At 62.5% G+C, this 26,926-nt stretch carries 24 protein-coding genes; 18 read left to right on the top strand and 6 right to left on the bottom strand.

Going from position 1 to position 26,926, the window contains the following annotated elements:
- Window positions 1-67 precede the first annotated feature (67 nt).
- The 3 genes from lepB to HGB41_RS01780 all read left to right on the top strand — a co-directional run bounded on the left by lepB (window position 68) and on the right by HGB41_RS01780 (window position 2,588).
- Complete coding sequence (gene lepB, locus HGB41_RS01790; RefSeq protein WP_171080491.1) at window positions 68-733, top strand: signal peptidase I; 666 nt, start codon at window positions 68-70, stop codon at window positions 731-733.
- A gap of 131 nt (window positions 734-864) precedes the next feature.
- Window positions 865-2,046, top strand: coding sequence for a multidrug effflux MFS transporter (locus HGB41_RS01785; RefSeq protein ID WP_171080489.1), 1,182 nt, complete (start codon window positions 865-867; stop codon window positions 2,044-2,046).
- Between the two features lie 56 nt (window positions 2,047-2,102).
- The gene (locus HGB41_RS01780; protein ID WP_171080487.1) at window positions 2,103-2,588 is read left to right on the top strand and encodes an ATP-binding cassette domain-containing protein; all 486 of its coding nucleotides are present in this window, start codon (window positions 2,103-2,105) and stop codon (window positions 2,586-2,588) included.
- A gap of 12 nt (window positions 2,589-2,600) precedes the next feature.
- On the opposite strand, the gene smpB is transcribed toward HGB41_RS01780, so the two are convergent.
- On the bottom strand, window positions 2,601-3,050 hold the full coding sequence (gene smpB, locus HGB41_RS01775; protein WP_171080485.1) for an SsrA-binding protein SmpB: 450 nt from the start codon (window positions 3,048-3,050) through the stop codon (window positions 2,601-2,603).
- Between the two features lie 117 nt (window positions 3,051-3,167).
- Between smpB and HGB41_RS01770 the strand changes: the two genes are divergently transcribed.
- Both HGB41_RS01770 and HGB41_RS01765 read left to right on the top strand, forming a co-directional pair.
- Window positions 3,168-3,599: a type II toxin-antitoxin system RatA family toxin gene (locus HGB41_RS01770; RefSeq protein WP_171080483.1), complete on the top strand. Its 432-nt coding sequence runs from the start codon at window positions 3,168-3,170 to the stop codon at window positions 3,597-3,599.
- Window positions 3,592-3,915, top strand: coding sequence for an RnfH family protein (locus HGB41_RS01765; protein ID WP_171080481.1), 324 nt, complete (start codon window positions 3,592-3,594; stop codon window positions 3,913-3,915). Before HGB41_RS01770 ends, HGB41_RS01765 begins: the two co-directional genes overlap by 8 nt.
- Here the strand turns inward: HGB41_RS01765 and HGB41_RS01760 are convergent.
- Complete coding sequence (locus HGB41_RS01760; RefSeq protein WP_171080479.1) at window positions 3,912-4,457, bottom strand: DUF4124 domain-containing protein; 546 nt, start codon at window positions 4,455-4,457, stop codon at window positions 3,912-3,914. The genes HGB41_RS01765 and HGB41_RS01760 overlap by 4 nt on opposite strands.
- A gap of 149 nt (window positions 4,458-4,606) precedes the next feature.
- On the opposite strand from HGB41_RS01760, the gene guaB reads away from it, so the two are divergent.
- The 4 genes from guaB (at window position 4,607) to HGB41_RS01740 (ending at window position 10,624) form a co-directional block, all read left to right on the top strand.
- Entirely contained in the window at window positions 4,607-6,067 is a 1,461-nt protein-coding gene (guaB, locus tag HGB41_RS01755) for an IMP dehydrogenase (RefSeq protein WP_171080476.1), read from the top strand.
- Window positions 6,068-6,248: 181 nt separating this feature from the next.
- Window positions 6,249-7,859 carry a glutamine-hydrolyzing GMP synthase gene (gene guaA / locus HGB41_RS01750; RefSeq protein ID WP_171081881.1) on the top strand — a complete coding sequence of 537 codons (1,611 nt, stop codon included), beginning with the start codon at window positions 6,249-6,251 and terminating at the stop codon, window positions 7,857-7,859.
- A gap of 395 nt (window positions 7,860-8,254) precedes the next feature.
- A complete protein-coding gene (locus tag HGB41_RS01745) occupies window positions 8,255-9,835 on the top strand; it encodes an isocitrate lyase (protein WP_171080474.1) in 1,581 nt (526 codons plus the stop codon).
- Between the two features lie 66 nt (window positions 9,836-9,901).
- The gene (locus tag HGB41_RS01740) at window positions 9,902-10,624 is read left to right on the top strand and encodes a 3-hydroxyacyl-CoA dehydrogenase family protein (RefSeq protein ID WP_171080472.1); all 723 of its coding nucleotides are present in this window, start codon (window positions 9,902-9,904) and stop codon (window positions 10,622-10,624) included.
- A gap of 82 nt (window positions 10,625-10,706) precedes the next feature.
- On the opposite strand, the gene HGB41_RS01735 is transcribed toward HGB41_RS01740, so the two are convergent.
- Window positions 10,707-11,456, bottom strand: a complete 750-nt coding sequence (locus tag HGB41_RS01735) for a 3-keto-disaccharide hydrolase (protein ID WP_212760791.1) — start codon at window positions 11,454-11,456, stop codon at window positions 10,707-10,709.
- Between the two features lie 314 nt (window positions 11,457-11,770).
- Between HGB41_RS01735 and HGB41_RS01730 the strand changes: the two genes are divergently transcribed.
- From HGB41_RS01730 to HGB41_RS01700, 7 genes are all read left to right on the top strand, one after another.
- A complete protein-coding gene (locus HGB41_RS01730; protein WP_171080468.1) occupies window positions 11,771-13,084 on the top strand; it encodes a VWA domain-containing protein in 1,314 nt (437 codons plus the stop codon).
- Window positions 13,085-13,479: 395 nt separating this feature from the next.
- Entirely contained in the window at window positions 13,480-15,573 is a 2,094-nt protein-coding gene (locus HGB41_RS01725) for a hypothetical protein (RefSeq protein WP_171080466.1), read from the top strand.
- On the top strand, window positions 15,570-16,052 hold the full coding sequence (locus HGB41_RS01720; protein WP_171080464.1) for a TadE/TadG family type IV pilus assembly protein: 483 nt from the start codon (window positions 15,570-15,572) through the stop codon (window positions 16,050-16,052). Before HGB41_RS01725 ends, HGB41_RS01720 begins: the two co-directional genes overlap by 4 nt.
- Window positions 16,039-16,647 carry a TadE/TadG family type IV pilus assembly protein gene (locus HGB41_RS01715; protein WP_171080462.1) on the top strand — a complete coding sequence of 203 codons (609 nt, stop codon included), beginning with the start codon at window positions 16,039-16,041 and terminating at the stop codon, window positions 16,645-16,647. The genes HGB41_RS01720 and HGB41_RS01715 overlap by 14 nt, the downstream gene beginning before the upstream one ends.
- A 243-nt stretch (window positions 16,648-16,890) precedes the next feature.
- Window positions 16,891-19,089: an OsmC domain/YcaO domain-containing protein gene (locus HGB41_RS01710; RefSeq protein WP_171080460.1), complete on the top strand. Its 2,199-nt coding sequence runs from the start codon at window positions 16,891-16,893 to the stop codon at window positions 19,087-19,089.
- 40 nt (window positions 19,090-19,129) lie between these two features.
- Entirely contained in the window at window positions 19,130-19,669 is a 540-nt protein-coding gene (locus HGB41_RS01705; RefSeq protein WP_212760790.1) for a hypothetical protein, read from the top strand.
- Between the two features lie 212 nt (window positions 19,670-19,881).
- Entirely contained in the window at window positions 19,882-22,173 is a 2,292-nt protein-coding gene (locus HGB41_RS01700) for a DUF4214 domain-containing protein (RefSeq protein ID WP_171080458.1), read from the top strand.
- Between the two features lie 42 nt (window positions 22,174-22,215).
- On the opposite strand, the gene HGB41_RS01695 is transcribed toward HGB41_RS01700, so the two are convergent.
- Window positions 22,216-22,659 carry an FKBP-type peptidyl-prolyl cis-trans isomerase gene (locus HGB41_RS01695; protein ID WP_171080456.1) on the bottom strand — a complete coding sequence of 148 codons (444 nt, stop codon included), beginning with the start codon at window positions 22,657-22,659 and terminating at the stop codon, window positions 22,216-22,218.
- A 238-nt stretch (window positions 22,660-22,897) separates the two neighbouring features.
- Here HGB41_RS01695 and HGB41_RS01690 point away from each other — a divergent pair, with 238 nt between their 5' ends.
- The gene (locus HGB41_RS01690) at window positions 22,898-24,214 is read left to right on the top strand and encodes an MFS transporter (protein WP_171080454.1); all 1,317 of its coding nucleotides are present in this window, start codon (window positions 22,898-22,900) and stop codon (window positions 24,212-24,214) included.
- A gap of 94 nt (window positions 24,215-24,308) precedes the next feature.
- On the top strand, window positions 24,309-25,925 hold the full coding sequence (locus HGB41_RS01685; RefSeq protein WP_171080453.1) for a phytoene desaturase family protein: 1,617 nt from the start codon (window positions 24,309-24,311) through the stop codon (window positions 25,923-25,925).
- 62 nt (window positions 25,926-25,987) lie between these two features.
- Here the strand turns inward: HGB41_RS01685 and HGB41_RS01680 are convergent, their stop codons facing one another.
- Both HGB41_RS01680 and HGB41_RS01675 read right to left on the bottom strand, forming a co-directional pair.
- Window positions 25,988-26,263 carry a TehB family protein gene (locus HGB41_RS01680; RefSeq protein WP_171080451.1) on the bottom strand — a complete coding sequence of 92 codons (276 nt, stop codon included), beginning with the start codon at window positions 26,261-26,263 and terminating at the stop codon, window positions 25,988-25,990.
- A 10-nt stretch (window positions 26,264-26,273) separates the two neighbouring features.
- Window positions 26,274-26,648: a group III truncated hemoglobin gene (locus tag HGB41_RS01675; RefSeq protein WP_171080449.1), complete on the bottom strand. Its 375-nt coding sequence runs from the start codon at window positions 26,646-26,648 to the stop codon at window positions 26,274-26,276.
- Window positions 26,649-26,926 lie beyond the last annotated feature (278 nt).

Here is a 26,926-nt window from a genome sequence, read left to right as displayed (position 1 = left end):
TTAATGTTTAAGCATCGCTAAAGGAAGCCGGCGTATAACGATCCCATTACAACAAGGAGGGTCGTTCATGAAGGGCTTCATCCGCGCCAACAAGGGTTTCCTGCTGTTCCTGCTGCTGTTCGGCGTGTTCCGCACCGCGGTCGCCGACTGGAACCCGATTCCGTCCAGCTCCATGCGGCCCAACCTGCTGGAAGGCGACGTGGTGTTCGTGAACCGGCTGGCCTACAACGTGAAAGTCCCCCTCACCGATGTCGTGGTCGCCCGCACCGGAGAACCGCTGCGCGGCGACGTCGTCACCTTCACCTCGCCGCACGACGGCACCCGCCTGATCAAGCGCGTGATGGCGCTGCCGGGCGACCGCATCGAGATGCGCAACGAGCGCCTGGTGATCAATGGCGTCGAATCGCAGTATTCGCTGCAAGAAATGGTGCAGGAGCCGTCGCCGGCCGGGCCAATGGACGCGCTGCGCATGGATGAAATCGTGGATGGCCGCCGCCACCGCATCCAGGTCCTGCCGCAGCGCGCCGTGGCGCGCGACTTCGGGCCGGTGACCGTGCCGGCGGACGCCTTCGTCATGTTGGGGGACAACCGCGACAACAGCGCCGACTCGCGCTATATCGGCTTCGTGCCGCGCCACCTCTTGATCGGGCGCGCCGAGCGCATCCTGGTGTCGGCCGACTACCAGGGTAACTGGCTGCCGCGCCCGGCGCGCTTCGGCATGTCGCTGCGCTGAAAGCTGGAACGCGCGTCCACGGCCCCGGGAATTCGAAGGGGCCGTCAGATTTGTTTTCCCAAAATTGAGTACAATCCGCTCCCCCGGATGATTGCATGTCGCAGTGCCGGTTTTCTTAATAGGGCACTTCCATGCATCGACTTCTGACCACCATGCTCGCCTGCCTCGGCATGATCGGGGCGCTCGCGATCGATACCTATTTGCCCTCGATGCCAGCCATCGGGGTCGAGTTTGGTGTCGGGCCGGTGGCAGTGCAGCAGACGCTGAGTGTCTTCCTGTTTACCTTCGCCTTCATGATGCTGTTCTACGGGACGCTGTCCGATTCCTTCGGCCGCCGCCCGGTGGTGTTTGGCGCCTTGAGCCTGTACACGCTGTCTTCGATCGGTGCGGCCTATGCCCCGACTTTCGGCTGGCTGCTGTTCTTCCGCGCGCTGCAGGGCCTGTCGGCCGGCGCCGGTTCCGTCATCGGCCAGGCCATCGTGCAGGACCGCTTCTCGGGCGCCCAGGCGCAGAAGATGATGTCGCACATCATGATGGTCTTCGGCCTGGCGCCTGCCATCGCGCCGGTGCTCGGCGGATGGCTGCACGTGAGCTTCGGTTGGCGCTCGACCTTCATCTTCCTGGCGATCTTCGGCGCCGCGATGATGCTGATGGTATGGCGCCTGCTGCCGGAAAGCCTGCCGCGCGAGAAGCGCCAGCCCTTCCACCCGGGCACCATCGCCGCCAACTACCTGATGGTGCTGCGACACCCGCAGTTCGTCATGCTGTCGCTGTCGCTCGGGCTGGTGTTTGGTGGCCTGTCGCTGTATATCGGGTCGGCCGCGAACTTCGTCATGGAGATCCTGGGCCTGCCGGAAACCGCTTTCGCCTGGATGTTCATCCCCCTGATCGGCGGCATGGTGGTCGGCTCGGCCTGGGGCGGCAAGCGCGCCGCCAAGGCGCCGCCGGGACGCCTGCTGTGGGTCGGCTATTCCGTCATGGCCGTGGCGTCCATCCTGAATGTCGGCTACAACGCGCTGTTCCCGGCAACGATCCCGTGGGCGGTGCTGCCGCTGGCGGTGTTCACCTTCGGCCTGGCCGTCGCCATGCCAGGCATCCAGCTGTCTGCCATGGGACTGTTCCCGAACAACCGCGGGCTGGCGGCATCGATGGTCGGCTTCATCCAGATGATGTCCTTCGCACTGGTCTCGGGACTGGTGGCGCCGCTGCTGTTCGGCAGTGCGTTTGCGCTGGCCTGTGGTGCCGCGATCGGCTGTGTGCTGAGTTTCCTGATGTGGCGCCTCAGCCGTCGCTTCGCCAGGCCGGTCGTGTAAGCGGTGGAGCGCGTGGCGGAGCAGGGCGTGTCGGCGGCGGACGCCTTCTTCGTCATGTGGCGCAGGCCGGCCGCATCGTCGTCAATGGCCATGACCTGGCAAAGGAGCCGCAACGGGCCCGCCGCCAACTGGCCTGGGTGCCCGACGAATCGGTGGCCTACGACTTCATGACCGGCCACGAATTCCTGCGCATGGTGCTGGCCTTGCGCGGCCAGGCCGGCGCGCCCGCCTTGAAGGATCTGCTGGAGGGATTCGGCTTGCAGCCGCATGCCGGCAAACGTTTCGAGGCGATGTCGCTCGGCACCCGCAAGAAGTTCATGCTGGCGAGCGGCCTGGCCAGCGATGCACCGGTGGTGCTGATGGACGAGCCGACCAACGGGATCGACGCGCAGGCTAAAGCTTACTTGCTGGATTTCTTCAAGCGCGACCGGGAGCGGCGGCTGTTCTTCTTCTCGACCCACGACCTGGAGGCGGTCGCGGGCTCTGGCGCGCAGGTCTTCGCGCTGCCGGACCCGAACGGGCAGCAGCAACGCGCGGCCTGAACCGGGATGTGATCAGCGCTTGTTCTGCTTCATCGCTGCGGCGACTTCGCGCTTGGCGTCGCGGTCTTTCTCGGTGGACCGCTTGTCGTGCTGCTTCTTGCCCTTGGCCAGGCCGATCTCGCATTTCACGCGGCCGCCCTTGAAGTGCAGGTTCAGCGGCACCAGCGTATAGCCGGAACGTTCGACCTTGCCGACCAGCTTGTCCAGCTCGTTACGGTGCAGCAGCAGCTTGCGGGTGCGCAGCGCCTCGGGGTGGCTGAAGCTCGACGCGCTGGTCAGCGCACTGATGTGGGCGCCGAACAGGAACAGCTCGTCGCCGCGCACGATCACATAGGCTTCCTTGATCTGGACCTTTCCTTCGCGGATGGCCTTGATTTCCCACCCCTCCAGGACGATGCCGGCTTCGTACCGGTCCTCGATGAAGTAGTCGAAAAATGCTTTTTTATTGTCAACGATGCTCATGAAATAACGAAAATCCGCGTCTCGGTTAAACTACTGCTGTGGCGCTGGAGTGAACACCCTGTGATCACTGCATGCCCAAAATACAACTTGTCCAACATCATAACAAACGGTTGACCAATGGCAGTAGTGCACAAATCAGTTTTTCTTGGCTATAGCGCAGAGCAGATGTTCGACCTGGTCGCCAAGGTCGAAGATTATCCGAAATTCCTCCCGTGGTGCGGCGGCGTGAAGCTCATCGAGCGGACCGAGGACAAGCTGGTGGCCAACCTGCAAATTAATTTTCACGGTGTGAAGCAGAGCTTTACCACTTCGAACCACAACAACCGGCCGACCCAGATGAAGATGCACCTGGTCGACGGCCCGTTCAAGATGCTGGAAGGAACGTGGAACTTCAAGGCCTTGCGCGCCGACGCCTGCAAGATCGAATTCGACATGCATTACGAGTTTTCGAGCATCATCCTGGAGCAGATCATCGGCCCAGTGTTCGGCATGATCGCCAACAATATGGTCGATTCCTTCTGCAAGCGCGCCGAGACCGTCTATGGATGAGATGTTGCAGGTTTATGTCTGCTACGCCGCGGCGCGCGACGAATTCCTGCGTCCCTTGAAAGTCGCTCCCGGCACCACGATCGGCCAGGCCATCGAGATGAGCGGCGTGCTGGAAGCCTGTCCGGACATTAACCTGACCACCCAGCCGGTGGGCATTTATGCGAAGAAGCAGACGCTCGACACGGTATTGCGCGAACGCGACCGGATCGAGATCTACCGGCCGCTGGTGGCCGACCCGAAGGATTCACGGCGCCGCCGTGCGGCAAAGAAAGCGGGCGGCGAGGACACTGCCGCGCCCGCAGGCCAGGACATTTAACGGCACTCCGCCAATAGCTTGTTCGCACGGGCCGCATCTGCGGCCTTTTCTTCGTCCGTCAGGTATACGGACTCGCCATTGGCTGCCACCTTGGCCACCCGCATGCCGGACTCGGACTGGGCCTTGACCTGGCGTGCCGAGGCGCAGCGTTCGGTCAGTTCGCGCTTGCGCAGCCCCTCTGACGCTTCCTTCTTTTCGTTCTCCGCGCGCAGCTTTTCACGTTCGCGGTAGGCCGCTTCGCGCGCGGCCAGCTTGGGCGTGAGCCGGGCGTTGGCTTCGTCCGGGATCGGCATATTGGTGGGGGCGGCTACGGTGACCACCGGCTGCGGCTCGGGTGTCTTTGCCGCCGGCATTGGCAGCGCCGGCGCGGCCAAAGCGTGGCGCGGCGCTTTCAGGATCTTGTTCGAGGGCGTGCCCGCCGGCGGCGGACGGTCCGAGAAATGGCGCACGCCGTTGTCGCCGATCCAGGAATATTGGGCATGGGCGAAACCAGTACCCAAGAGCAGGGCGGAAGCGAAGAGCAGGCGGGACAGGCGAGGCATAAAAGTTTTCCTTGAGTAACACATGGATTTCGCCATGCTTCGGCGGTACTGTCAATCAGGAACCGCGTCCGCCCGCCAATTTTAGGCATGCCTGCGACAGCCATGGCCAGTTTCTGTATAATTCGCTTTTGCGCCTATAGGAAAATGCTATGCGTCTACTCCAAAAAGCACTCACGTTCGATGATGTGCTGCTCGTTCCGGCCTACTCCAATGTTCTCCCGGCCGCAACTTCCCTTCGCACCAAACTGACCCGGAATATTTCGTTAAATATTCCGCTGCTGTCTGCTGCGATGGACACTGTGACCGAAGCGCGCCTGGCGATCGCGATGGCACAGGAGGGCGGCATCGGCATCATCCACAAGAACCTGAGGCCGAGCGACCAGGCCCGTGAAGTAGCGCGCGTCAAGCGTTTCGAAGCCGGCGTCCTGCGCGACCCGATCACCGTCCCCCCAACCATGAAGATCCGTGAAGTGCTGGCGCTGTCGCAACAGCACGGCATCAGCGGCTTCCCCGTAGTCGAAGGCAAGCAGGTAGTCGGCATCATCACCAACCGCGACCTGCGTTTCGAAGAAGATCTCGACGCCGAAGCCCGCGCCAAGATGACCCCGCGCGAGAAGCTCGTGTACGTGAAGGACGATGCCGACACCGTCGAAGCCAAGCGCCTGATGAACAAGCACCGCCTCGAGCGCGTGCTGGTCGTCAACGACGAGTTCGAGCTGCGCGGCCTCATCACCGTCAAGGATATCCAGAAATCGCACGAGCACCCGTTCGCATCGAAAGATGCGCAGGGCAAGCTGCTGGTCGGCGCCGCCGTGGGCGTGGGCGAGCGCGACGAAGAGCGCATCGAGCTGCTGGTCGCGGCCGGCGTGGACGTGCTGGTGGTCGACACGGCGCACGGCCATTCGCAAGGCATCCTCGACCGCGTGAAATGGATCAAGGAGCGTTTCCCGCATGTCGACGTCATCGGCGGCAACATCGCTACCGCAGCGGCCGCGCGGGCGCTGGTCGAACACGGCGCGGATGCGGTCAAGGTCGGCATCGGGCCGGGCTCGATCTGCACCACCCGTATCGTGGCCGGCGTCGGCGTGCCGCAGATCACTGCGATCTCGAACGTGGCCAAGGAGTTGGAGGGCACTGGCGTGCCCTGCATCGCCGACGGCGGCATCCGCTATTCGGGCGACATTTCCAAGGCACTCGCGGCAGGCGCGCATACCGTCATGATGGGCAGCATGTTCGCCGGCACCGAAGAAGCGCCGGGCGAAGTGATCCTGTACCAGGGCCGCAGCTACAAGGGCTACCGCGGCATGGGCAGCCTGGGCGCGATGGCCGAAGGCTCGGCCGACCGCTACTTCCAGGAAGCCTCCAGCAAGGCCGACAAGTTCGTCCCGGAAGGCATCGAAGGCCGCGTCGCCTACAAGGGCAGCGTGCTGGCGATCATCTTCCAGCTGGTCGGCGGCGTGCGCCAGTCGATGGGCTATTGCGGCTGCGCCACCATCGAAGAGCTGCGCGAAAAAGCCGAGTTCGTCGAGATCACCTCGGCCGGCATGCGCGAATCGCACGTGCACGATGTGCAGATCACCAAGGAAGCTCCGAACTACCGTTCCGAGTAAAAACATGAAACGCGGCCCCGAATGGCCGCGTTTTCGTAGGGTGGTCGGCTTCGCCGACCGCGCGGTGATAGCGCAAGGCTCCGGCATCGTGCCGGATGATCTTGCCGCTACCGATCACCGCGTGGGCGGGAAACCCGCCCACCCTACGGACCCCGATTCATTCAATATCGTCGCCTCCCACATGCATTCAAAAATCCTCATCCTCGATTTCGGTTCCCAGGTTACCCAGCTGATCGCCCGCCGCGTGCGCGATGCCGGCGTGTTCTCCGAAGTGTTCCCCTACGATGTCAGCGACGAGTTCGTCCGCAACTACGGCGCCTCCGGCATCATCCTGTCGGGCAGCCACAATTCCACGCTCGAAGGCGATTCGCCGCGTGCGCCGCAAGCCGTGTTCGAAGCCGGCGTGCCGGTGCTGGGCATCTGCTACGGCATGCAGACCATGGCCGCCCAGCTCGGCGGTAAAGTGGAAAACGGCAAGCTGCGCGAATTCGGCTACGCCGAAGTGCGCGCCCGCGGCCATACGGCACTACTGAACGGCATCAACGATTTTGTCACCAGCGAAGGCCACGGCATGCTGCGCGTCTGGATGAGCCACGGCGACAAGGTGCTGGACATGCCGGAAGGCTTCAAGCTGATGGGTTCGACCGACAGCTGCCCGATCGCCGCCATGGCCGACGAAGAGCGCCGCTTCTACGCGCTGCAGTTCCACCCGGAAGTGACCCATACCACGCAAGGCGAAGCCATCATCGGCCGCTTCGTACACGAGATCTGCGGCTGCAAGTCGGACTGGAACATGCCCGACTATATCGGCGAAGCTGTCCAGAAAATCCGCGAGCAGGTCGGGACCGACGAAGTGATCCTCGGCCTGTCCGGCGGCGTCGATTCGAGCGTCGCCGCAGCCCTGATCCACCGCGCCATCGGCGACCAGCTGACCTGCGTTTTTGTGGACCACGGCCTGCTGCGCAAGGACGAGGGCAAGATGGTGATGGACATGTTCTCGAAGAACCTCGGCGTGAAAGTCATCCGCATCGACGCCGAAGACCAGTTCATGGGCCATCTGGCCGGCGTCACCGACCCCGAGCAAAAGCGCAAGATCATTGGCCGCGAATTCGTCGAAGTGTTCCAGGTCGAAGCGGGCAAGTTGTCGAATGCACGCTGGCTGGCGCAGGGGACGATCTACCCGGACGTGATCGAGTCGGCTGGTAAAGGTAAGAAAGGCCAGACCATCAAGAGCCACCACAACGTGGGCGGCTTGCCGGAAACCCTGAACCTGAAACTGCTCGAGCCGTTGCGCGAACTTTTCAAGGACGAAGTGCGTAAACTCGGTGTGGCCCTCGGCCTGCCGCACGACATGGTCTACCGCCACCCGTTCCCGGGCCCGGGCCTGGGCGTGCGCATCCTCGGCGAAGTCAAGAAAGAGTATGCCGACCTGCTGCGCGAAGCCGACGCCATCTTCATCGAAGAGCTGCGCAATACGCCGTTCGAGCTGCCAGCGGTCGCCGGCATCGATCCGGGCAAGGCGCCGACCAACTGGTATGAAGCGACCAGCCAGGCGTTTGCCGTGTTCCTGCCGGTGAAGTCGGTGGGTGTGATGGGCGATGGGCGCACCTACGAATACGTGGTGGCGCTGCGCGCGGTGCAGACGCTGGACTTCATGACGGCGCAGTGGGCGCATTTGCCGCACTCGCTGCTGGGCAAGGTGTCGAATCGCATCATCAATGAAGTGCGCGGACTGAACCGGGTCGTGTATGACATTTCGGGGAAGCCGCCGGCGACCATCGAGTGGGAATGACAGGGATTTCCTGATCAGCTGATCAGTCTCCGAAAATTCAAAAGCCGTTGATCATCCGAGGGATGATCAGCGGCTTTTTCTATTGTCATCCGGATTTAGTCTCGCTCATGAACCTGCGGTGAAAATTTCACCCACACGCAAGGGATTTCACATCATGAAATGCGGCTGCCGCAGTGCAGCATCTGTTGATCCCACTGCGCAGCATGTTGTTTCACATCGTGCAATAGCTTCGATAAGTGTCTGATTATTCACACTAAATTTTTTTCTGTGGTCTTATATAAGACAGAAGAGTTTGAGCTGTTCTGGACGTATGATGTTCTCAAGCGATGTCAATTCGCCGCACCCAACCGCGGCGAACGCAGCAGGTTTCGATTCACCTACCTTGGAGTGTCACCATGTCCCAGTACCAGAACGATATCCAGTCCATCAACTCCCTCAAACAGCAGCAAGGCCAGGGCTGGGATGCCATCAATCCCGAATCCGCCGCCCGCATGCGCGCCCAGAACCGGTTCCAGACCGGTCTCGATATCGCCCGCTACACCGCCGGCATCATGCGCCGCGACATGGCCAATTACGATGCCGATCCGTCCAAGTACACGCAGTCGCTCGGATGCTGGCACGGCTTCATTGGCCAGCAAAAAATGATCTCGATTAAAAAACATTTCAACAGTACCGACCGCCGCTACCTCTACCTGTCGGGCTGGATGATCGCCGCCCTGCGCTCGGAATTCGGCCCGCTGCCGGACCAGTCGATGCACGAGAAGACCGCCGTGGCCAGCTTGATCCGCGAGCTGTACACCTTCCTGCGCCAGGCGGATGCGCGCGAGCTTGGCGGCCTGTTCCGTCAACTGGATGCCGCAGAAGGTCCGGCGCGCGCGGCGATCCAGGACAAGATCGACAATTTCGTCACCCACGTGGTGCCGATCATCGCCGACATCGATGCCGGTTTCGGCAATGCCGAGGCCACCTACCTGATGGCCAAGCAGATGATCGAAGCTGGCGCCTGCTGCATCCAGATCGAGAACCAGGTGTCGGACGAGAAGCAGTGCGGCCACCAGGACGGCAAGGTCACGGTGCCGCACGAAGACTTCCTGGCCAAGATCCGGGCGGTGCGCTACGCCTTCCTTGAGCTGGGCGTGGACGACGGGCTCATCGTGGCACGCACCGATTCACTGGGCGCCGGCCTGACCAAGCAGATTGCCTATACCCGCGAGCCGGGCGACCTGGGTGACCAGTACAACAGCTTCCTGGACGCCGACGAGATTGGGCTCGATGCGATGGCCAACGGCGACGTGGTCATCAAGCGCGACGGCAAGCTGCTGCGTCCCAAGCGCCTGCCCAGCAATTTGTTCCAGTTCCGCGAAGGCACCGGCGAAGCGCGCTGCGTGCTCGACTGCATCACCTCGCTGCAGAACGGCGCCGACCTGCTGTGGATCGAGACCGAGAAGCCGCATATCGCCCAGATCGGCGGCATGGTGAAGGAGATCCGCAAGGTCATCCCGAACGCCAAGCTGGTGTACAACAACAGCCCCTCGTTCAACTGGACCCTGAACTTCCGCCAGCAGGTCTTCGACAGCATGCAGGCAGGGGGCGCCGACATGTCGGCCTATGAGCGTTCGCAGCTGATGAGCGCCGAGTACGACGACACGGAACTGGCACGCGATGCCGACGAGCGGATCCGCACCTTCCAGGCCGACGCGGCGCGCGAAGCGGGCATCTTCCATCACCTGATCACACTGCCGACCTACCACACCGCCGCGCTGTCGACCGACAACCTGGCCAAGGAGTATTTCGGCGAGCAGGGCATGCTGGGCTATGTGGCCGGGGTGCAGCGCAAGGAGATCCGCCAGGGCATCGCCTGCGTCAAGCACCAGAACATGTCGGGTTCGGACCTGGGCGACGACCACAAGGAATATTTCAGCGGCGAAGCGGCGTTGAAGGCGTCCGGACAACACAACACCATGAACCAGTTCTGACGAATGGCGCATCCCGGGCCCGTCGTCGCGGGTCCGGCGACGACATCACTATCTGGAGGAAAACGGATGAGCAAAGCGAATCACGAGGTGCATGACAGCCGCGCGCCTGTTGCGGTGAACCGGGCACCAGTGCACGGACTGTCCATGACGCCGCACGCTGTCAGGCGGGTCGGCATCGTGGGTGCCAACAGGGCCGGTATCGGGATCGCCATGAGTTTGCTCGATGCCGACATCCCGGTCACGATCTTTGAACTCGAACGGGCATCGCTCGCACAGGGAATCGCGAAGGCGCGCTCCAGTTACCAGGATGCAGTCCTGCAGGGCAGGCTTGCCGCAGCCAGTGGCGAGCGGCGCATGGCGCTGTTGGCGGGCACTATCCACTTCCATCACCTCAAGGACTGCGACCTGGTGATCGAAGCCGTGTCTGCGGAAATCGGCACCAAGGGCAAATTGTTCCGCCGGCTTGATGAAACCGTCAAGCCAGGCGCAATCCTGGTCACCTGCTCGTCGCCTGCCGAGGTCGGCCAGCTTGCCGCTTGTACGCGGCGTGCGGGCGAGGTGCTGGGATTGCACCTGTCGTGTCCTCCCCATGTCGGCGAGACGTGGACGCTGGTCCCCGGGAAAGCCAGTTCCGGACAGGCCCTGGCCACCATGATCGCGCTAGCCCAGCACCTCCGGAAGGCATGCGTCGTATCGGGCCGCTGGGACAGCAATGTCAGTCATGAAACCGGCACGTCGGGCGTCGACCACGACGCCGCTCCCTGGCAAATCGACCAGGCCACGGAGTAATGCGGCTGTCCGGGCACGCGGTCCCGGCAGCGCTTCCTCTTTCTCCGGCCCGTCTCCCGAACGGCGGCAGCAAGGCATTGCTTCAGAGTGGCCGCACCCAAATATTGCGGAAGCTGACTGCATCGCCATGGTCCTGCAGCTTGATCGGCGCGGGACCGTGCATGCGGTAGGTAGGCTTGCCCGCATACACGGACTCGCCCTGCAGGGCGACATGGTTCTGCACGACGACGCCGTTGTGCAGCGCCGTGAAATTGGCGGGAGATATCAGCGCGCCATCGGCGGTAAAGCGCGGCGCGGTCCAGATGACATCGTAGCGTTGCCATTCGCCTGCCGGCGCACAGGCGTTCACGAGAGGGATGTGCTGCTTGTAGATGCTGGCTGCCTGCCCATTGGCATAGGTCTTGTTGCCGGCGCAGTCAAGAATCTGCAGTTCATAGCCGCTGCCCTTGCCGGTCGAAGCGAGGAACAGGCCGCTGTTGCCCCTGGCCTGGCCGCTTCCGGCAAGCGTCGCAGGCACGCGCCACTCGAGGTGGATCTGGTAGTCCGTGAACAGGCGCCTGGTCTGGATATCGCCGCTGCCGCCGCGAACGGTGAACATGCCGGCGCCCACGATCCAGTCGGCGGGCTTGCCGGGCGAGGCGGCCGAGACCCATTCGCCCAGATCGGTTCCACCGAACAACACGATCGCGTCGGATGGGGCGCCGGCTGCAGCGCCGGGAGTGACCACCCCGGGTTCCGGCGTCCACACTTCGGTGTCTTTGGGGTTTGGTTCCGTCCGGTCCTGGGCGGCCGCGGACAGGACGATCGACAGTCCGATTATCGCCAAACGCATGTTTGCCATCATCGCTCGCTTCATCGCTAAACAGAAGAAAAGCATAGCATGCCGGTCCAGGGCTGAACGGGGGCTGTCGTCGGATCACGCTCGGGAAACGCAGCAAGATGCCTGCATGGCGCGATTGACCTCTGCCGTTTATCCTCTCGCAGCTGAACCAGGATGAATAGCACCGCAGCAATTTGCTCAAGCGAAGCCGATTGAAATTCGTTTATGCTCATGGATGGGTTTGCTGCCACGCAGATCCACGCGATGGCTGCAAGCGTGTATAAGCGCGCTGGCAATGTCTCCGATTCAGTCAACTGGAGAAACAGATGCGACAACTTTCGAGAGGCGAACGTCTTCCCCTTGCCGACTACGCGCCGGGCGGCGTCCTCGGCGCCAGCCTGTTGGCGCGTGGCCTTGCACTCGACTTCGCTTCCTTTGCGGTCGATGCCGCCGGCAAGCTGGCCGACGACCGTTACATGACCTTCTTCAACCAGCCGGCGACGCCTTGCGGCGGCGTGGCAGTGAAGGAGCAAGGCAGCGGTCACGACGGATTCAGGTTCCGCTTGGACCAGCTGCCTTCATGGATACAGCGGGTCGTGATCACCGCCAGTATCGATGGCGGCGGCCTGATGTCGCAGCTCGCCTCCAGTTCCCTGGGGCTGGATGGTCCCGAGGGCGAATTCGCCCGTTTCGAGTTTTCCGGCCAGGACTTTGCAAGCGAGCAGGCAGTCATGCTGGGGGAGTTCTATCGCAAGGACGGGGGCTGGCGCTTCATGGCGGTCGGGCAGGGGTTCAATGGCGGACTTCCGGCACTGGTGCAGTATTTTGGCGCGGACGTCGCAGCAGATGCCGCGCCGGCCGCGGCGGCGCCGGCCATCAGCCTTGAAAAGCGCGTGGAAGCCAAGGCACCGCAGCTCGTCAGCCTGGTGAAGTCCGCAGGCGTCTCGCTTGCCAAGGTGGGGCTGCAGGAACACCGCGCCAAAGTTTGCCTCGTGCTCGATATCTCCGGCTCAATGGGCAGTCTCTACAGCAAAGGGCTGGTACAGCGCTTCGCCGAGCGCATCCTGGCGCTGGGTTGCCGCTTCGATGATGACGGCGAGATCGATGTCTTCTTGTTTGGCAAGAACGTCCATCAACCCGCACCGATGGGATTGTCCAATTGGACGGGCTATGTCGCGCAAGCCATCAAACGGCATCCGCTCGAGGGTGACACGCGCTACGGCACGGCCATGGAAGCCGTGCGGCGCCATTATTTTCCCGATGGCCGCGGTGGCGAACGCAGCTCGCTTCATGCCGCGGCCCTGCCGGTCTATGTGATGTTCGTGACTGATGGCACCACGTCCGACAAGCCCCTGACCGAGCGCCAGTTGCGCTGGTCGAGCCGGGAACCCATCTTCTGGAAATTCATGGGGATCGGCAAGGGAAAGAAGTCCAAGAACAAGCGCTTGTCCGACTTTGCCGATTCCGATTTCCCCTTCCTCGAAAAGTTGGATGAGCTTGGTGGCCGCCTGATCGACAACGCGGATTTCTTCTCGGTGTCGAGTCCGGACGAGCACCCGGATGCGGCACTGTACGACTTGTTGATGACCGAGTACCCGGGCTGGCTCAGGCAGGCGCGACAGCACGGGCTGCTCACATAGGCGGGCCACGGTTTACTCGGAACGCGCGACGCGGCTCGAAATTGAATGCACGGCCGCCGGACCCCAGCTCGGTATTGTCGCCGTGCGCTGTCGCACGGCAGGCTCAACACCGGCGATACGACGACGCAGCCCCTGATTACAGGGGCTTTTTTTTTGTAAGCGTACAAAGGTCAGCAGCCGCGTGCGGGATCAACCAGCAGTAGGCAGAGATTTCGGTCTCACGCCACAGGAAAAATCACATAAACATTGGAGCTCACGCCGTCGCTGATATTCATCAATAGCCCCGAATACTTTGGTTGCAGCAAGACTTTCCGGCGCTCACACTCTTTGAAGCAATGCATCGCAAGGATTGCAACGCCCATCACGCTGCCATCCCGGCAGGCTAGAGGACAGGTATGAATGCGGAAAATACGCAGTCTCGACCATATTGTTCGTTCGCGCCTCTCGTTTTTTCGATGACGGGTTGGGCACTCATCAGCGCGTGGCTTCTCGCAGTTGAAGCAGGATTACGGAGCTATGTGGTCGCAGCGATACCTGGGCTGATCCTGACCATCCTGTCTGCCCTGCGCCGTCCAGCGTTCGCCCCTGAAGCTGCGGAGACTGGGACGGGTCCAGTCAAGGAAACACGTTCGAATGTTTTCCCGGGCGCCGTTCTCTTGTTCGGTTCCGGCGCAATTTTCGGCATGGTTGTCTTGTCCGCATGGCTCATCCTATTCGCAGCGGTCGCAGTAGCCTACCTGTTTGTTCCCTTGTCGCGCGTGCCGCTTGGCCGGCGCTTTGCCGGTTGGTCCTCTATCGTCATGTCAGGTGGATGCCTGTCGGTTGTCGCAGCTGGCCATCGTCAAGTCGATGTCATGTTCCTTTTGCTTGCGAGCTGGATACTCTGGACCTGCGCTTGCTGTGCATTGCTGCTCCAGATGCATCAGCAGCGCAACGCGGCGCGCGACGCAGAGGCAAAGTGCGACGCGTCAGCGCGGTACTTTTCGACAGAAAGGAAAACGGGACCCAGTCGCCAATCAGGCGCGTTCACCGTAATGTTCGTGCCCTTGCTGATCGTGGTAATCGGGTTTTGCAGCCTGGCGCTAGAAATGGGGAAACTCTACAACCGCAAAGTCGACTTGCATGGGATGGCGCAGGCGGTGGCGCTGGCCGCGGCCCGCGAGCTGAACGGCACGCCCGCCGGAATTGCCGCGGCAAAGACCGCAGCCAGGCAGGCCGCGGAACGCCTCCGGTTTCACCATTTCGACGAGGGCGCGACATTCACCTGGAGCGAAGACGCACTTAGTTTCAGTAGCACATCAGCGCACAACGGGACCTGGATCCCGGCAGCGGAACTAGGTGAGGGAAACGCAGAGGTGGCAACTGCATATTTTGCACGCGTGAGCACAGCAGGCCTGGACATATCGATGCGCATTGTCGACACGGTGCTCATCAGGATCCTCGACAACAGCTTGTCGACAATCGAGCTGAACGACACGGTAATCGCCGGAAAAACCTCCGTCGCCCTGACGCCGATCGGAATTTGTGCGATGTCGCCCGACCCTGCGGCAAGCCGTTCCGCAACTACCGCCACAGGCGGCACGGTGCTCGAACTCGTTCAATATGGTTTTCGTCGCGGAGTCAGTTATGACCTCATGAAGCTCAATCCCAACGGCGTGCAGCCGCTCAGGTATGCGATCAATCCGGTCAGCTTGCCAGGAACGACCAGCAGTGCATTCGATATCGCCGCGCTGGAGCCTTTCGTATGCACGGGTTCGATGTGGGTGCAACGGGTGACAGGCGGCGCGATTCGCGTTTCGGAGCTGCCGGCGTCCCGCCCCCTGGCTTCATTGCAATCCGCCTTGAATACCCGCTTTGACGATTATGCCGGCACGGCCTGCAGGGTGAGCGGAGCTCCGCCCGACATCAACGTCAAATCCTATGCGTATAACCAGGCAAACTCGGTAAGGTGGATGTCTCCCGCCACTGGCAGTCCCGCTGCCGCGTCGACGACGGTACGGGACAAACTCGAGACGGTCGCCGACTTGCCGACACCGCCAAGCTCCCCTGGGGATTATGGCCCGCTTTGGGCGTATGCGAAGGCCGCACGGGCGCCTACGCCCCTGAACTCGCCCGAGCCCGTGAACGGCTACGCCACGTTTCCCGCAACGGATTGGCCGACCTTGTACAAGTCAGGTCCGACGACATCAACTTATCCAACGACGTCGAGACCCGCGACGCCGTACCAATACAGCACGCCCGCAAGTGGCCACTATACAGCGCCAAGCACTGCCAACAGGCCCAGGGCAGTACCCGGCCGGCGGGTGCTGCACATTCCGCTCCTGACCTGTAGCCCGAGCGCGCCGGCAGGCTCCAACGCGCAGGCGACAGTCGCCGGGATCGCGAAATTCTTCATGACTGCTCGAGCGAACGACGAGAGTTTGATCGGAGAATTCGCCGGCCTGGTGTCCCACGATTCCCTACAAGGTCAAGTCGAGATTTTTCCATGAAGACAAATACTTTTGCGATACCGACTCGCAGGCAAACCAAGCGCGAGTCAGGCGTTGCAGCGGTCGAGGTGGCGATTTTGATGCCTATCCTCATAGTCTTTATAACATTTCCAATTTTCTTTGCTCGCATCCATTGGCATTACACGGTAATCCAGAAAGCGGCCCAGGACGCGGCACGCTATCTCTCGACTGTTCCCCGGTCGGAAATGATGTCGCAGGAGCTTGCCGAAAGCGCGGGAGAGCTCGCTATTGAGATCGCGGAGAGAGAAATCGCCGAGCTCTCACCCGGGTCGTCAATCACGGGGCCTACAGCCTATTGCGACGGGGTCGTTTGCGGGGAGCTGGGTGCCGGGACAGTGCCTAGGAATGTGCAAGTCAGGATAATGTTCACGATGTCCGACCCCGACGGCTTGATCGATTTCGGCTGGTACGGCTTGCGCCTCACTGCTAACTACACCTTACCCTATGTCGGCAACTAACTTCCGCAGGCGCAGTGCCCGGCATCCCCGCGCCTTCCAGGCTGGTGCCAGTGCGGTGGAGTTTGCGCTATTAGCCGTGATTTTTTTCACCTTCGTGTTCAGCATCATCGAACTCGCCCGTCTGCTGTTCGTCTATAACACCCTTCAGGAAGTGACGAGGCGCGCTGCTGCGGCGGCGACCGGCGTTTATCCGACCAACACCACCCGGACTGCAGCGGTCAGGCAATTTGCCATTTTCAGGAACGATCCAGGCAAACTCATACTCGCCGCGCCGGTCACGGACGATCATATTCGCCTCGAGTACCTGCGGTTCGACCTGACCGTAATACCCCAGGGTTCATGGCCGGCCGACGCCGCTGCGAACAAACAGCTCTGCATGATGAATGCGCGTGCGCCAAGCTGCATCCGGTTTGTCCAGGCCCGCGTATGCCAAACCGGAAACGCCGACGAATGCATCCCGGTCACCTCGCAGATGCTCCTGCCCTTCATCGACCTGCGCGTGCCGCTCCATAGGGCGACGACCATCGCGACGGTTGAGTCCTTCGGCTATGTGCAAGGCACGTTTCCGCCGACGCCACCGCCGTGCCCGTGCTGAGCACACACTGGTGACACCCGGCCGGCTGCCTCGATCGCCCGGGTCTCCCGTTGCGTCGGGTCGCCCATGTTAAAATATGGCTGGCCACAGTCACCGTGGCGGCCGATGCCAGCCTTCATGTCCAGCCCAAGTCTTGTCCAGCCCTGTATTCACAGGGCTTTATTTTTTTGAACTGACCTCCATCCCGCCGCGCATGCCGGATAATCGGCGCACACTTCTTCAGCACCAATTTGGAATTCTATTATGGAAATCAAAGTCAATTTTCTCGACAAGCTTCGCCTTGAAGCCAAGTTCGACGACTTCACGGTCATCGCCGACCAGCCCATCCGCTACAAAGGCGATGGCTCGGCGCCTGGTCCGTTCGACTATTTCCTGGCCTCGTCGGCCCTGTGCGCGGCTTACTTCGTGAAGCTGTACTGCGACACCCGCAGCATCCCGACCGAGAACATCCGCCTGTCGCAGAATAATATCGTCGACCCGGAAAACCGTTACCAGCAGATTTTCAAGATCCAGGTCGAGCTGCCTGCGGATATCTCGGACAAGGACCGCCAGGGTATCCTGCGCTCGATCGACCGCTGCACGGTGAAGAAAGTGGTGCAGGCCGGGCCAGAATTCGTGATCGAAGAAGTCGCGAACCTGGATGCCGATGCGCAGGCGCTATTGACCTTGCAGCCGGACGCCGGGTCGAGCACCTATATCGTCGGCAAGGATTTGCCGCTGGAGCAGACCATCGCCAACATGTCGGGCATGTTGGCCGATTGGGGCATCAAGATCGAAATCGCCTCGTGGCGCAATATCGTGCCGAACGTGTGGTCGCTGCATATCCGCGACGCGCATTCGCCGATGTGCTTCACCAATGGCAAGGGCGCGACCAAGGAAAGCGCGCTGGCCTCGGCCCTGGGCGAATATATCGAACGCCTGAACTGCAACCACTTCTATGCCGGCGCCTTCTGGGGCGAGGATATCGCGAACGCGGACTTTGTCCACTACCCGAACGAGCGCTGGTTCAAGCCGGGCAAGAAAGATGCACTGCCAGCCGGGATCCTCGACGACCACTCGCGGGATATCTACAATCCGGACGGAGAGCTGCGCGGCTCGCACCTGGTCGACACTAACTCCGGCAATGCCGAGCGCGGGATCGTAGCCTTGCCTTTCGTGCGGCAGTCGGATGGCGAGACCGTGTATTTCCCCTCCAACCTGGTCGAGAACCTTTATGCCAGCAATGGCATGAGCGCCGGCAATACGCTCGCCGAAGCGCAGGTGCAGTGCCTGTCCGAGATCTTCGAGCGCGCGGTCAAGCGTGAAATCATCGAGAGCGAAATGGCCTTGCCGGACGTGCCACAAGAGGTGCTGGCGAAATACCCGGGTATCGTGGCCGGTATCGCGGCCCTGGAAGAGCAGGGCTTCCCGGTGCTGGTCAAGGATGCGTCGCTGGGCGGCACTTACCCGGTCATGTGCGTGACCTTGATGAACCCGAAAACGGGCGGTGTCTTTGCCTCTTTCGGCGCGCACCCGAGTTTCGAGGTGGCGCTGGAGCGCAGCCTGACCGAACTGCTGCAGGGCCGCAGTTTCGAAGGCCTGAATGATTTGCCCCAGCCGACCTTTGCCAGCCATGCGGTGACGGAGCCGAATAACTTCGTCGAGCATTTCATCGATTCGAGCGGCGTGGTGTCGTGGCGCTTTTTCAGCGCCAGGGCGGATACCGATTTCGTCGAATGGGATTTCACGGCCCAGGGCGAGCACGCCAATGCGGAAGAAGCTGCGACCCTGCTCGGCATACTCGAAGAAATGGGCAAGGAAGTCTACATCGCGGTATACGACCAACTGGGCGCCGTCGCCTGCCGCATCCTGGTGCCGGGTTATTCAGAGATCTATCCGGTCGAAGACCTGGTCTGGGATAACACCAACAAGTCGCTCCTGTTCCGCGAAGACATCCTGAACCTGCATCGCCTGGACGACGCCAGCCTCGAGGCGCTGCTCGAGCGCCTGGATAATAACGAGCTGGACGAGTACTCCGACATCGCCACCCTGATCGGCGTCGAGTTCGACGAGAATACCGACTGGGGCCAGCTAACGGTCCTCGAGCTGAGGCTGCTGGTGCACCTCGCCCTGCAGCAGTTCGAAGAAGCGCACGAACTGACCGGCGCCTTCCTGCAGTACAACGACAATACGGTCGAGCGCAGGCTGTTCTACCAGGCCTTGAACGTGGTGCTCGAAGTGACGCTTGACGACGAGCTGGAGCTTGGCGACTACGTGGTCAATTTCCGCCGGATGTATGGCGACACCCGCATGGATGCGGCGCTGGGTTCGGTGGATGGCAGCGTGCGCTTCTTCGGCTTGACGCCGACCAGCATGAAGCTGGAGGGCCTCGACAGGCACCACCGCCTGATCGACAGCTACAAGAAACTCCACAAGGCGCGGGCCCGCTGTGCTGGTAATTGACAGTGCTACACTCCGCCCCACCATCGACGTATCAAACATCATGACAAACAAAAAACTGCATTCAGCCGGCAAACCGGAAGGCACGCCTGCAGGGCGTCCTGAAAATCCCTTCCTCGACGGCGATTTCTACAACCGCGTGCGCGATTACACCGAGCGCGATGCGACCTTCTCGAAGGAATTGAAGGCCATCGCCGACCGCGGCGCGGGCAAGCAAAGCACCGACGCGCGCTTCGCGCCATCGCTGGACTTCCTGCGCGGCGTGGTCAAGAAAGGTGTTTCGCTGAATGACATGCTGGAGCGCATTGTCCAAGGCACCGAGTCCGGTTTGTGGGAAGCATGGCTGGCCGCCTACGGCATCGAACTGCGTGGCGTAAGCTATGGCAAGACGGGACCGCGCAACGCCCGGCTCGCACTGGACATCAGCCTGAACGCCAAGGCCAATCCTTTGTTCTCGAATGCAGGCATGCGTAACTGGCGCAGCCTCGTTGCAGAAGACTGCGCCCAGCTGCAGGTGGAAAAGCCGACGGTGGAAACGGCGGCCAAGGCCTATGCGATCTTCTTCCTAGACGCGGCGGAGTAAGCCGGGGATGGCCGGCAAGTCCCCTGGCTGCAGCCGCCAGGCGTCCCCGCCGCACCTGGTTTCACGTGCTGCATAAAGCTCGCTTCGGCGGGTTTTTTTTAAACTGAGCAGTTGTTACCCATGCCTCATATTTTTGGGGCGGACGGGGCAGAAATCAGCGCAAGGCCTTGCATTTCGAATAACATCGGGTTTTCGACCTTGCTGGCGGCCTCATGCGCACATTCATCCGGTTGGCGATTTTGGCGGTCTCCGTCGTCCTGGCGTCCTGCGGTGGAGAGCAGCAGCAGGCGCAGGGCACCGGTTCCATGCAGGCCGTGCGTGGAGCGGCCGGTATCGATGCCACGCATGAGAAGCTGGTCCAGCAACTGTATATCGGTTTCTTTGGCCGGCCCGCTGATCCGGCCGGGATGGCCTATTACGGGCAAGTCTTCCGTACCGCCAATGCTCCTTCGACGATTCCCGAATTGGACAAGGCCTATCGAACCAATGAGACGGTCCGGCGTCTGCTCGACAGCTTCGCCGACAGCGCAGAATCGCGGCAGCTTTATCCCTATTGCGACTGGATCGGCTGCGATTTTACCTGGGTGTATGCCGTGTACCGCGGCCTGTTGTCGCGCGATCCCGACATCGCGGGAGCTGAGTTCTGGGCCCATGCGCTCAACCAGAAAGGCGCGACACGCGCAGGCGTGCTGCTGTCGGTCCTGGCCGGCGCCCGCGGCACCGATGCCGAGCTCATTGAACGCAAGACGCGCATCGCCATCGGGTTTACGCGCGGGATCGATGCGGCCGGCCAGTCGGGCGCGTACAGCGGGCATCTAGCCAACGCAGTGGTGCGCGCGATGCTGCACAACGTTCCAGCCCTGGCCGACGATGCCGCCGTGCAGGGCCACATCGACCAGGAAGTCGGGCGCCTCGCCGCGCTTGCATCGGGCGCAGTCGATGAGGTGGCGCCGGGCACCCGCAAGCTTCTCCTGCTCGCCTCGGCGGAACGCATGGCCGATAGCGGATCGAGGCTTGTCGCGCTCGCGAACGCGATGCAGGAAGACCTGAGCCGCCTGCGTACAAATGGCCCGGCGTGGAGCGTGACGGTGCTGCAGGCGGCCGGTTCGATCCGGGCCATACGCGAGCAGCTGCGCGGCAATGACGGCGCCATCCTGGTGGGCCAGCTTCCGATTCCTTCCTCCGGCGAGGCGCCGTTCCTCGACCTGTACCGGATGCCTGACTGCCCGGCGTTCCAGATGAACGATGCCGGCGTGGTCCTCAATGGGCTGGCGCTGCGCTCCATCGAACCACGCTGCCGGAACGGACTGGTCGTGTCGATCCTGCGCGGCACGACTGCGCTCGCCGAGCCGGCTGAAGTTGCGAACAAGCTGGACCAGATGATCGCCTACCACCGGGCCAGCAGTGCCGCGAACGCGAAGTGGACACGGCACTTTCGTTTTTATCAGGCTGCCTGGTTCGGCGGGCCCGGATGGCAGTGGGGCGACCTGTCCAGGCTGTGGTCGGGCGTGAGCCTGTATCCTGCCGATGCGATCAGCTACGTGAACAAGGGCAGCTCGACCGAGCGGCGCGACCAGTTCCTCGACTGCCTGCGACAGAACAACGAAATCTGCGCGGCCAGTGTGCATGGAGATCCCCGCTACCTGCAGTTCGAAGGCACCGGCAAAATCGGGGAATTTTATTCCGACGATGCGACCAACTGGTACGCCTCCGAACTTGCCCCGCAGTTCGTCAAGGCCAAGTATGTCGAGATGGTGTCCTGCAGTTCGCATAATTTCTTCCACGAGCAATCGGTCGGCACCACCCTCCTGATGCGCGGCGAGGCCCTGCTCACGCGCGGCCCGACGGCCGTCGTGCTGGTGGCGAGTACCTATGAGGAAGACATCATCAAGAACGAATACGCGATGCTGCAGACCGGCAGCACTTTCGCGGAGGCCTTGTATGGCCGGATGGAGGGTACTCCGGACAGCATCCAGGGCGACCCGTATATCACGATGCGCCAGGCACCCGTGGGCGCGCAACCCAGGCTGCTCATCGATGGCAAGCACTATAACGGCGGGGCGCTGACGGTGCCGGTGGTGATGCCCGACGCGGTCGGCGGAGCAAGTGCGAGACGCGTCATCACCTTTTCGAACCGGGGCGACGCCGACTTGCATGTGCGGATAGGCTCGATGTTCGCGCTCACCGGCGTCGATGACCTGAGCGGCCAGGGGCCGGCCTGGGAATACGGTTTCAACGCACAGTATGAGTCGGAGCTGACCCAGGTATTTTCCGATGGCCGGGTGCTGGCCTGGCCGGAGGCCATCGTCGAGCCGAACGGCGGCGCGATGCCCGTCACGCTCAAGCCGGGGCAGAGCGTCGCGATTACCTACAAGCTCAGTGTGCGCACCGGCCCGGATGGCAAACCCAAGCTCCCCGGCTTGTACACGGGCCAGCTGACGGTGACGTCGGACGACCCGGGCAGTGCGCGGATCCACCTGGAGATGCAGGGCCGGGTGCGCTGAGCGGCCAGCCCCTCGCCGGGGGCTTCCCGTGGACGACGCGGCTTAGCGCACGTCGAGCAGCTCGACGTCGAAGATCAGGGTGGCGCCCGGTGGAATTGGACCTGCGCCGCCGTCTCCGTAACCCATGTCGGCCGGTACGATCAGGGTGCGCTTGCCGCCCACTTTCATGCCCTGCACGCCATCGTCCCAGCCCTTGATGACGCGGCCGGCGCCGAGTTCGAAGCTGAAGGGCTCGCGCCCGATCGAGGAATCGAACTGGGCGCCATGTTTGGACTCTGCACCCGGTTCGTAGAGCCAGCCGGTGTAATTGACCACGGCAGTGGCGCCCGCGACCGCTTCCTTGCCGGTGCCGGTCACGGTATCGATTTTCTGGAACGCCACGGGAGCGGCGCTCGCTGCCTGCTGGGGCGCCTTGGCGCGCTCGCAGCCAGCCAGGGCCAGCGTGAGTGTGAGGCCGATGACGCAGGAGGAGAGCAGTTGTTTCATGTGACTCTTTCGTAGTAGTTGGCAATGCAGGAAGTTGCCACAGGATACATTGTGCTTCGCCGGATGCCAACACGCCGCCGGCGAGGGCTTTTGTCGATTATCTGTTTTCCATTGCACTGTTCTCTGCCTTCCTTTCCTGCAAACTAGCGCGCACAGGATTGTTTCGCCGGGCCGCTCGAGGGATCGACAATCAATCGCCGACTACAACCGCATGCCACCGCGCCAGGGGGAAGACACGTTGCCGCCATCACCGATCACAATAGAGCAGGGCATCCAGGCCGCCGGCGTCGGCAAGTTCCAATACCGCCTGTTCATGATTTTTGGCCTGGTCTGGATGGCCGACGCCATGCAGGTGCTGTCGATCGGCTTCAGCGCGCCGTCGATCGCGAGGACCTTCGGCATCGGGATGCCGCAGGCGCTCCAGAGCGGCACCTTCTTCTTCATCGGGATGCTGGTCGGGGCCTTCGCCTTTGGCCGCCTGGCGGACCGGATCGGGCGCCGACCGGTGCTGATGGCGGCAGTGGTGCTCGATGCCTGCTTCGGTGTGGCCTCGGCCTTTGCTCCAGATTTCGCATGGCTGCTCGCGTTCCGTTTCGTGACCGGGATCGGCGTCGGCGGCACCCTGCCGGTGGACTACACGATGATGGCGGAATTCCTGCCCAGCGACCGGCGCGGGCGCTGGCTGGTGCTGCTCGAATCGTTCTGGGCGGTCGGCACGATCCTGCTCGCCATACTGGCTTTGCTGGCGGCGCAACGGGGCGACGATGCGTGGCGGGTGATCTTCCTGGTCACCGGACTGCCCGCCCTGGTCGGCGTCGTGCTGCGCCTGTATGTGCCCGAATCGCCGATGTACCTCAATCGCAGCGGCAAACCGGAGCAGGCGCGCGAGGTGCTGCAGCGGGTCGCCGCCGCCAACGGCCGCGAAGTGACGATCCCCGCATTGATCCCGGAATCGCCGGTGAAGCGGGCGCTATCCGCGCTGTTCTCCAGCAGGCTGCGCCGCCGCAGCCTGGCGCTGCTGGTGGCCTGGGCGCTGATCTCGATTGCCTACTACGGCGTCTTCGTCTACCTGCCGGTAAAGCTGGGCGCCGAAGGTTTCGGCTTCATGCGCGGCCAGGAATTCCTGATCGTGCTGGCGCTGGTGCAGTTGCCCGGATTCGCGCTGGCAGCCTACGGCGTTGAGCGCTGGGGACGCAAGCCGACCCTGGTCGGCTTCCTCTTGCTCAGCGCCCTGGGCTGCATGTTCTACAGTTTCGGCAGCGCGACAAGCGTGGTGGTGGGAGCGACCCTGTTGATGAGTTTTGCGCTGCTGGGCACCTGGGGCGCGCTATATGCGTTCACGCCCGAGGTCTACCCGACCGACCTGCGCGCCAGCGGCATGGGAATGGCGGGCGCCGTCGCGCGCTTCGGTGGCCTGCTCGCGCCGACCATCATCGCGCCGGTAATGGCGACCCACTTCACGCTGGCGCTGGCCATGCTTGCCGGATGCCTGGCCCTTGCCGCCATCGCGATCCTGTGCGTGGACGTGGAGTCGCGCCACCGCGCCCTGGAGTAAGGCCAGGGCGGGCCGCACCAAACCTCGTCAACTTAGCAGGTGCAATTTCTTGTTGGTTGGCACACAATAGTCCTGTTTTCTTTGGAGGAAGCAGATGCGCGACGCGATCATCGTAGGTGGTGGCCACAATGGCCTGGTATGCGCCTTTTACCTGGCCGGCGCCGGTTTGAAGGTCACCGTGCTCGAACAGCGCGATGTGGTCGGCGGCGCCGCCGTCACCGAGGAATTCCACCCCGGGTTCCGCAACTCGGTCGCCGCCTATACCGTCTCCCTGCTCAATCCAAAAGTCATCCAGGACATGAACCTGGCCGGCCACGGCCTGCGCATCGTCGAACGCCCGCTGTCGAACTTCCTGCCGCTGGACGACAGCAGCTACCTGAAGATCGGCGCAGGCAAGACCGCATCCGAGGTGGCGAGGTTTTCGCAGGTTGATGCCGGCCGTCTCGATGCCTATAACGCCCACCTGGACACGGCAGCGGACCTGCTGCGCGACCTGGTGCTGCAGACGCCGCCGAACCTCGTGACCGGCAGCTGGCTTAGCGCGCTGCCCGAGCTCATCAAGGCGGGCAAACTCGGCAACCGGATGCGCAAGCTGTCCCTGTCCACCCAGCGCGAACTGCTGGATCTCTTCACCAAGTCCGCCGGCGATTACCTGGATGGCTGGTTCGAAAGCGATCCGATCAAGGCCGTCTATGGCTTCGACAGCGTGGTGGGCAATTACGCCAGCCCCTATACGCCGGGGTCCGCCTACGTGCTGCTGCACCACGTGTTCGGCGAAGTCAACGGCAAGAGGGGCGCCTGGGGTCATGCCATCGGGGGCATGGGCGCCATCACGCAGGCAATGGCGAAGGCGGCGCAAGCGCGGGGCGTCGAGATCCGCACCGGCTGCGGCGTCGAAGAGGTGCTGCTGGAAAAGGGCCGCGCCACCGGCGTGGTCACGACCAGGGGCGAACGCCTGGATGCGCGCGTTGTCGTATCGAACCTGAACCCGCGCCTGCTGTACACCAAGCTGGTCGATCCCGGCGCGCTGCCAGACGATTTCCTGCGCCGCATGCGGGCCTGGCGCTGTGGTTCCGGAACCTTCCGCATGAATGTCGCGCTGTCGGAACTCCCCAGCTTCAACTGTTTACCTGGCAGGGAGATGGCGGAGCACCACGGCAGCGGTATCATCATCGCGCCGAGCCTCAAGTACATGGAACGCGCCTACCACGACGCCCGCAGCTCCGGCTGGTCGCGCGAACCGATCGTCGAGGTGCTGATTCCTTCCACGCTCGACTCCACGCTGGCGCCACCTGGCCAGCACGTGGCCAGCCTGTTCTGCCAGCACGTGGCGCCGCAGTTGCCCGACGGGGCGAGCTGGGACGCGCACCGCGACGAAGTCGCCGATCTCATGATCGACACCGTCGACCGCTACGCCCCCAATTTCAAGCAGTCGGTGCTCGGCAGGCAGATCATGAGCCCGCTGGACCTCGAGCGCACCTTCGGCCTGGTCGGCGGCGATATCTTCCACGGCGCGCTGGGGCTGGACCAGCTGTTTGCGGCCCGCCCGATGCTGGGCCATGCGGATTACCGCGGACCGGTGGCTGGCTTGTACACCTGCGGATCGGGGACGCACCCGGGCGGGGGCGTTACCGGTGCGCCGGGGCATAATGCGGCGCGCGAGGTGTTGCGGGATTTTGCGAATGGGCACAAGACCAGGGCGGTCGGCTAGTACCGTCACGCCGCAGACGTTTTCTGGACCCTCGGCGCAACTGGGAACCGCTGTGCCGCGTCTTACCGGTGGAACTCGACGGAAAAACGTACCGGGCCTTCGATCGCGACATGGTGTGCAACTTGCGGTTCGACGATGCCTGACGTGTTCGGACCGAGCAGATGCTCTTCCTTCTCCGGCTCTTCGATCACATAGCGCAGGCTGCCCTCGTGGATGACAATGCGGCCCCACACGCCGGCCGCCGTCGTGTGATTGCGCTGCAATCCGGATGGCACGGTGTCCTGGGTGAACTCGGGCGTTGTCTTGTAGTGGACGACGTGGGCGGGAAGGTTTTTCATGGTGCTCCAGTCAGACGGCTTCGGCACGGCCAAAGTAACCGTATTGCAGGCTGGCGGCGATGCGCCGCGCCACCACCAGGAACTCGTCGGCCACCTCGGGCTGGAACAGTCGCCGCACATGGGTTTCGAACAGGGCCAGCCAGTGCCTGAAATGCTCCATCTCGATTCCCTGCAGCTGCATGTGCTTGCCGAATACGTTGCCCTTGAATTCGCCGCTGGCCAGCATGACCGAACACCAGAAATCGACCATCCGCTCGAGATGGGGTTCCCAGTTGGCGCCGATGGCGCCGTCGAACACGGGCTGCAGCACACGGTCGCGCCGGATGTCGGTATAAAACTCGTTGACGAGGGTGGTGATGGACGCGCGGTTCAATTCGGAGTACATGGTGTGGCGGTTGTGCTGATGAATGGACGTGCGATTGGGCCAATGGCGCGACGACGCCTGGGTGTGGCCGGTTCAGGGCCTATTGTGGCAGATTCTGCTCCAGCCAATGCGCGGTCAGGATAGTGCGCGTCATATTGATCTGTTCGATCGGCATCCACCGCTGATGTAAAATCGCGCTCTTTGATCATCATGACCGCGGTGGCATCTCATGTCCACCGGGCTTGGTTCGTTTGTGGTTCGACAAGGCTTGCACCTGTAGGGCTGTCGGCAATGGGAGG

Source organism: Telluria aromaticivorans (assembly GCF_013003915.1).
Taxonomy (GTDB): Bacteria; Pseudomonadota; Gammaproteobacteria; order Burkholderiales; family Burkholderiaceae_D; genus Telluria; species Telluria aromaticivorans.
Note: the sequence above shows the minus strand (reverse complement) of the source record. Positions and strands in the feature narration are given on the sequence as shown.

Excerpts from the sequence above, each read along its gene's own strand:
- lepB (WP_171080491.1), top strand. The coding sequence starts at position 68 with ATGAAGGGCTTCATCCGCGCCAACAAGGGTTTCCTGCTGTTCCTGCTG.
- HGB41_RS01785 (WP_171080489.1), top strand. The coding sequence starts at position 865 with ATGCATCGACTTCTGACCACCATGCTCGCCTGCCTCGGCATGATCGGG.
- smpB (WP_171080485.1), bottom strand. The coding sequence starts at position 3,050 with ATGAGCATCGTTGACAATAAAAAAGCATTTTTCGACTACTTCATCGAG.
- HGB41_RS01770 (WP_171080483.1), top strand. The coding sequence starts at position 3,168 with ATGGCAGTAGTGCACAAATCAGTTTTTCTTGGCTATAGCGCAGAGCAG.
- HGB41_RS01765 (WP_171080481.1), top strand. The coding sequence starts at position 3,592 with ATGGATGAGATGTTGCAGGTTTATGTCTGCTACGCCGCGGCGCGCGAC.
- HGB41_RS01760 (WP_171080479.1), bottom strand. The coding sequence starts at position 4,457 with ATGCCTCGCCTGTCCCGCCTGCTCTTCGCTTCCGCCCTGCTCTTGGGT.
- guaB (WP_171080476.1), top strand. The coding sequence starts at position 4,607 with ATGCGTCTACTCCAAAAAGCACTCACGTTCGATGATGTGCTGCTCGTT.
- guaA (WP_171081881.1), top strand. The coding sequence starts at position 6,249 with ATGCATTCAAAAATCCTCATCCTCGATTTCGGTTCCCAGGTTACCCAG.
- HGB41_RS01745 (WP_171080474.1), top strand. The coding sequence starts at position 8,255 with ATGTCCCAGTACCAGAACGATATCCAGTCCATCAACTCCCTCAAACAG.
- HGB41_RS01740 (WP_171080472.1), top strand. The coding sequence starts at position 9,902 with ATGAGCAAAGCGAATCACGAGGTGCATGACAGCCGCGCGCCTGTTGCG.
- HGB41_RS01735 (WP_212760791.1), bottom strand. The coding sequence starts at position 11,456 with ATGCGTTTGGCGATAATCGGACTGTCGATCGTCCTGTCCGCGGCCGCC.
- HGB41_RS01730 (WP_171080468.1), top strand. The coding sequence starts at position 11,771 with ATGCGACAACTTTCGAGAGGCGAACGTCTTCCCCTTGCCGACTACGCG.
- HGB41_RS01725 (WP_171080466.1), top strand. The coding sequence starts at position 13,480 with ATGAATGCGGAAAATACGCAGTCTCGACCATATTGTTCGTTCGCGCCT.
- HGB41_RS01720 (WP_171080464.1), top strand. The coding sequence starts at position 15,570 with ATGAAGACAAATACTTTTGCGATACCGACTCGCAGGCAAACCAAGCGC.
- HGB41_RS01715 (WP_171080462.1), top strand. The coding sequence starts at position 16,039 with ATGTCGGCAACTAACTTCCGCAGGCGCAGTGCCCGGCATCCCCGCGCC.
- HGB41_RS01710 (WP_171080460.1), top strand. The coding sequence starts at position 16,891 with ATGGAAATCAAAGTCAATTTTCTCGACAAGCTTCGCCTTGAAGCCAAG.
- HGB41_RS01705 (WP_212760790.1), top strand. The coding sequence starts at position 19,130 with ATGACAAACAAAAAACTGCATTCAGCCGGCAAACCGGAAGGCACGCCT.
- HGB41_RS01700 (WP_171080458.1), top strand. The coding sequence starts at position 19,882 with ATGCGCACATTCATCCGGTTGGCGATTTTGGCGGTCTCCGTCGTCCTG.
- HGB41_RS01695 (WP_171080456.1), bottom strand. The coding sequence starts at position 22,659 with ATGAAACAACTGCTCTCCTCCTGCGTCATCGGCCTCACACTCACGCTG.
- HGB41_RS01685 (WP_171080453.1), top strand. The coding sequence starts at position 24,309 with ATGCGCGACGCGATCATCGTAGGTGGTGGCCACAATGGCCTGGTATGC.
- HGB41_RS01680 (WP_171080451.1), bottom strand. The coding sequence starts at position 26,263 with ATGAAAAACCTTCCCGCCCACGTCGTCCACTACAAGACAACGCCCGAG.
- HGB41_RS01675 (WP_171080449.1), bottom strand. The coding sequence starts at position 26,648 with ATGTACTCCGAATTGAACCGCGCGTCCATCACCACCCTCGTCAACGAG.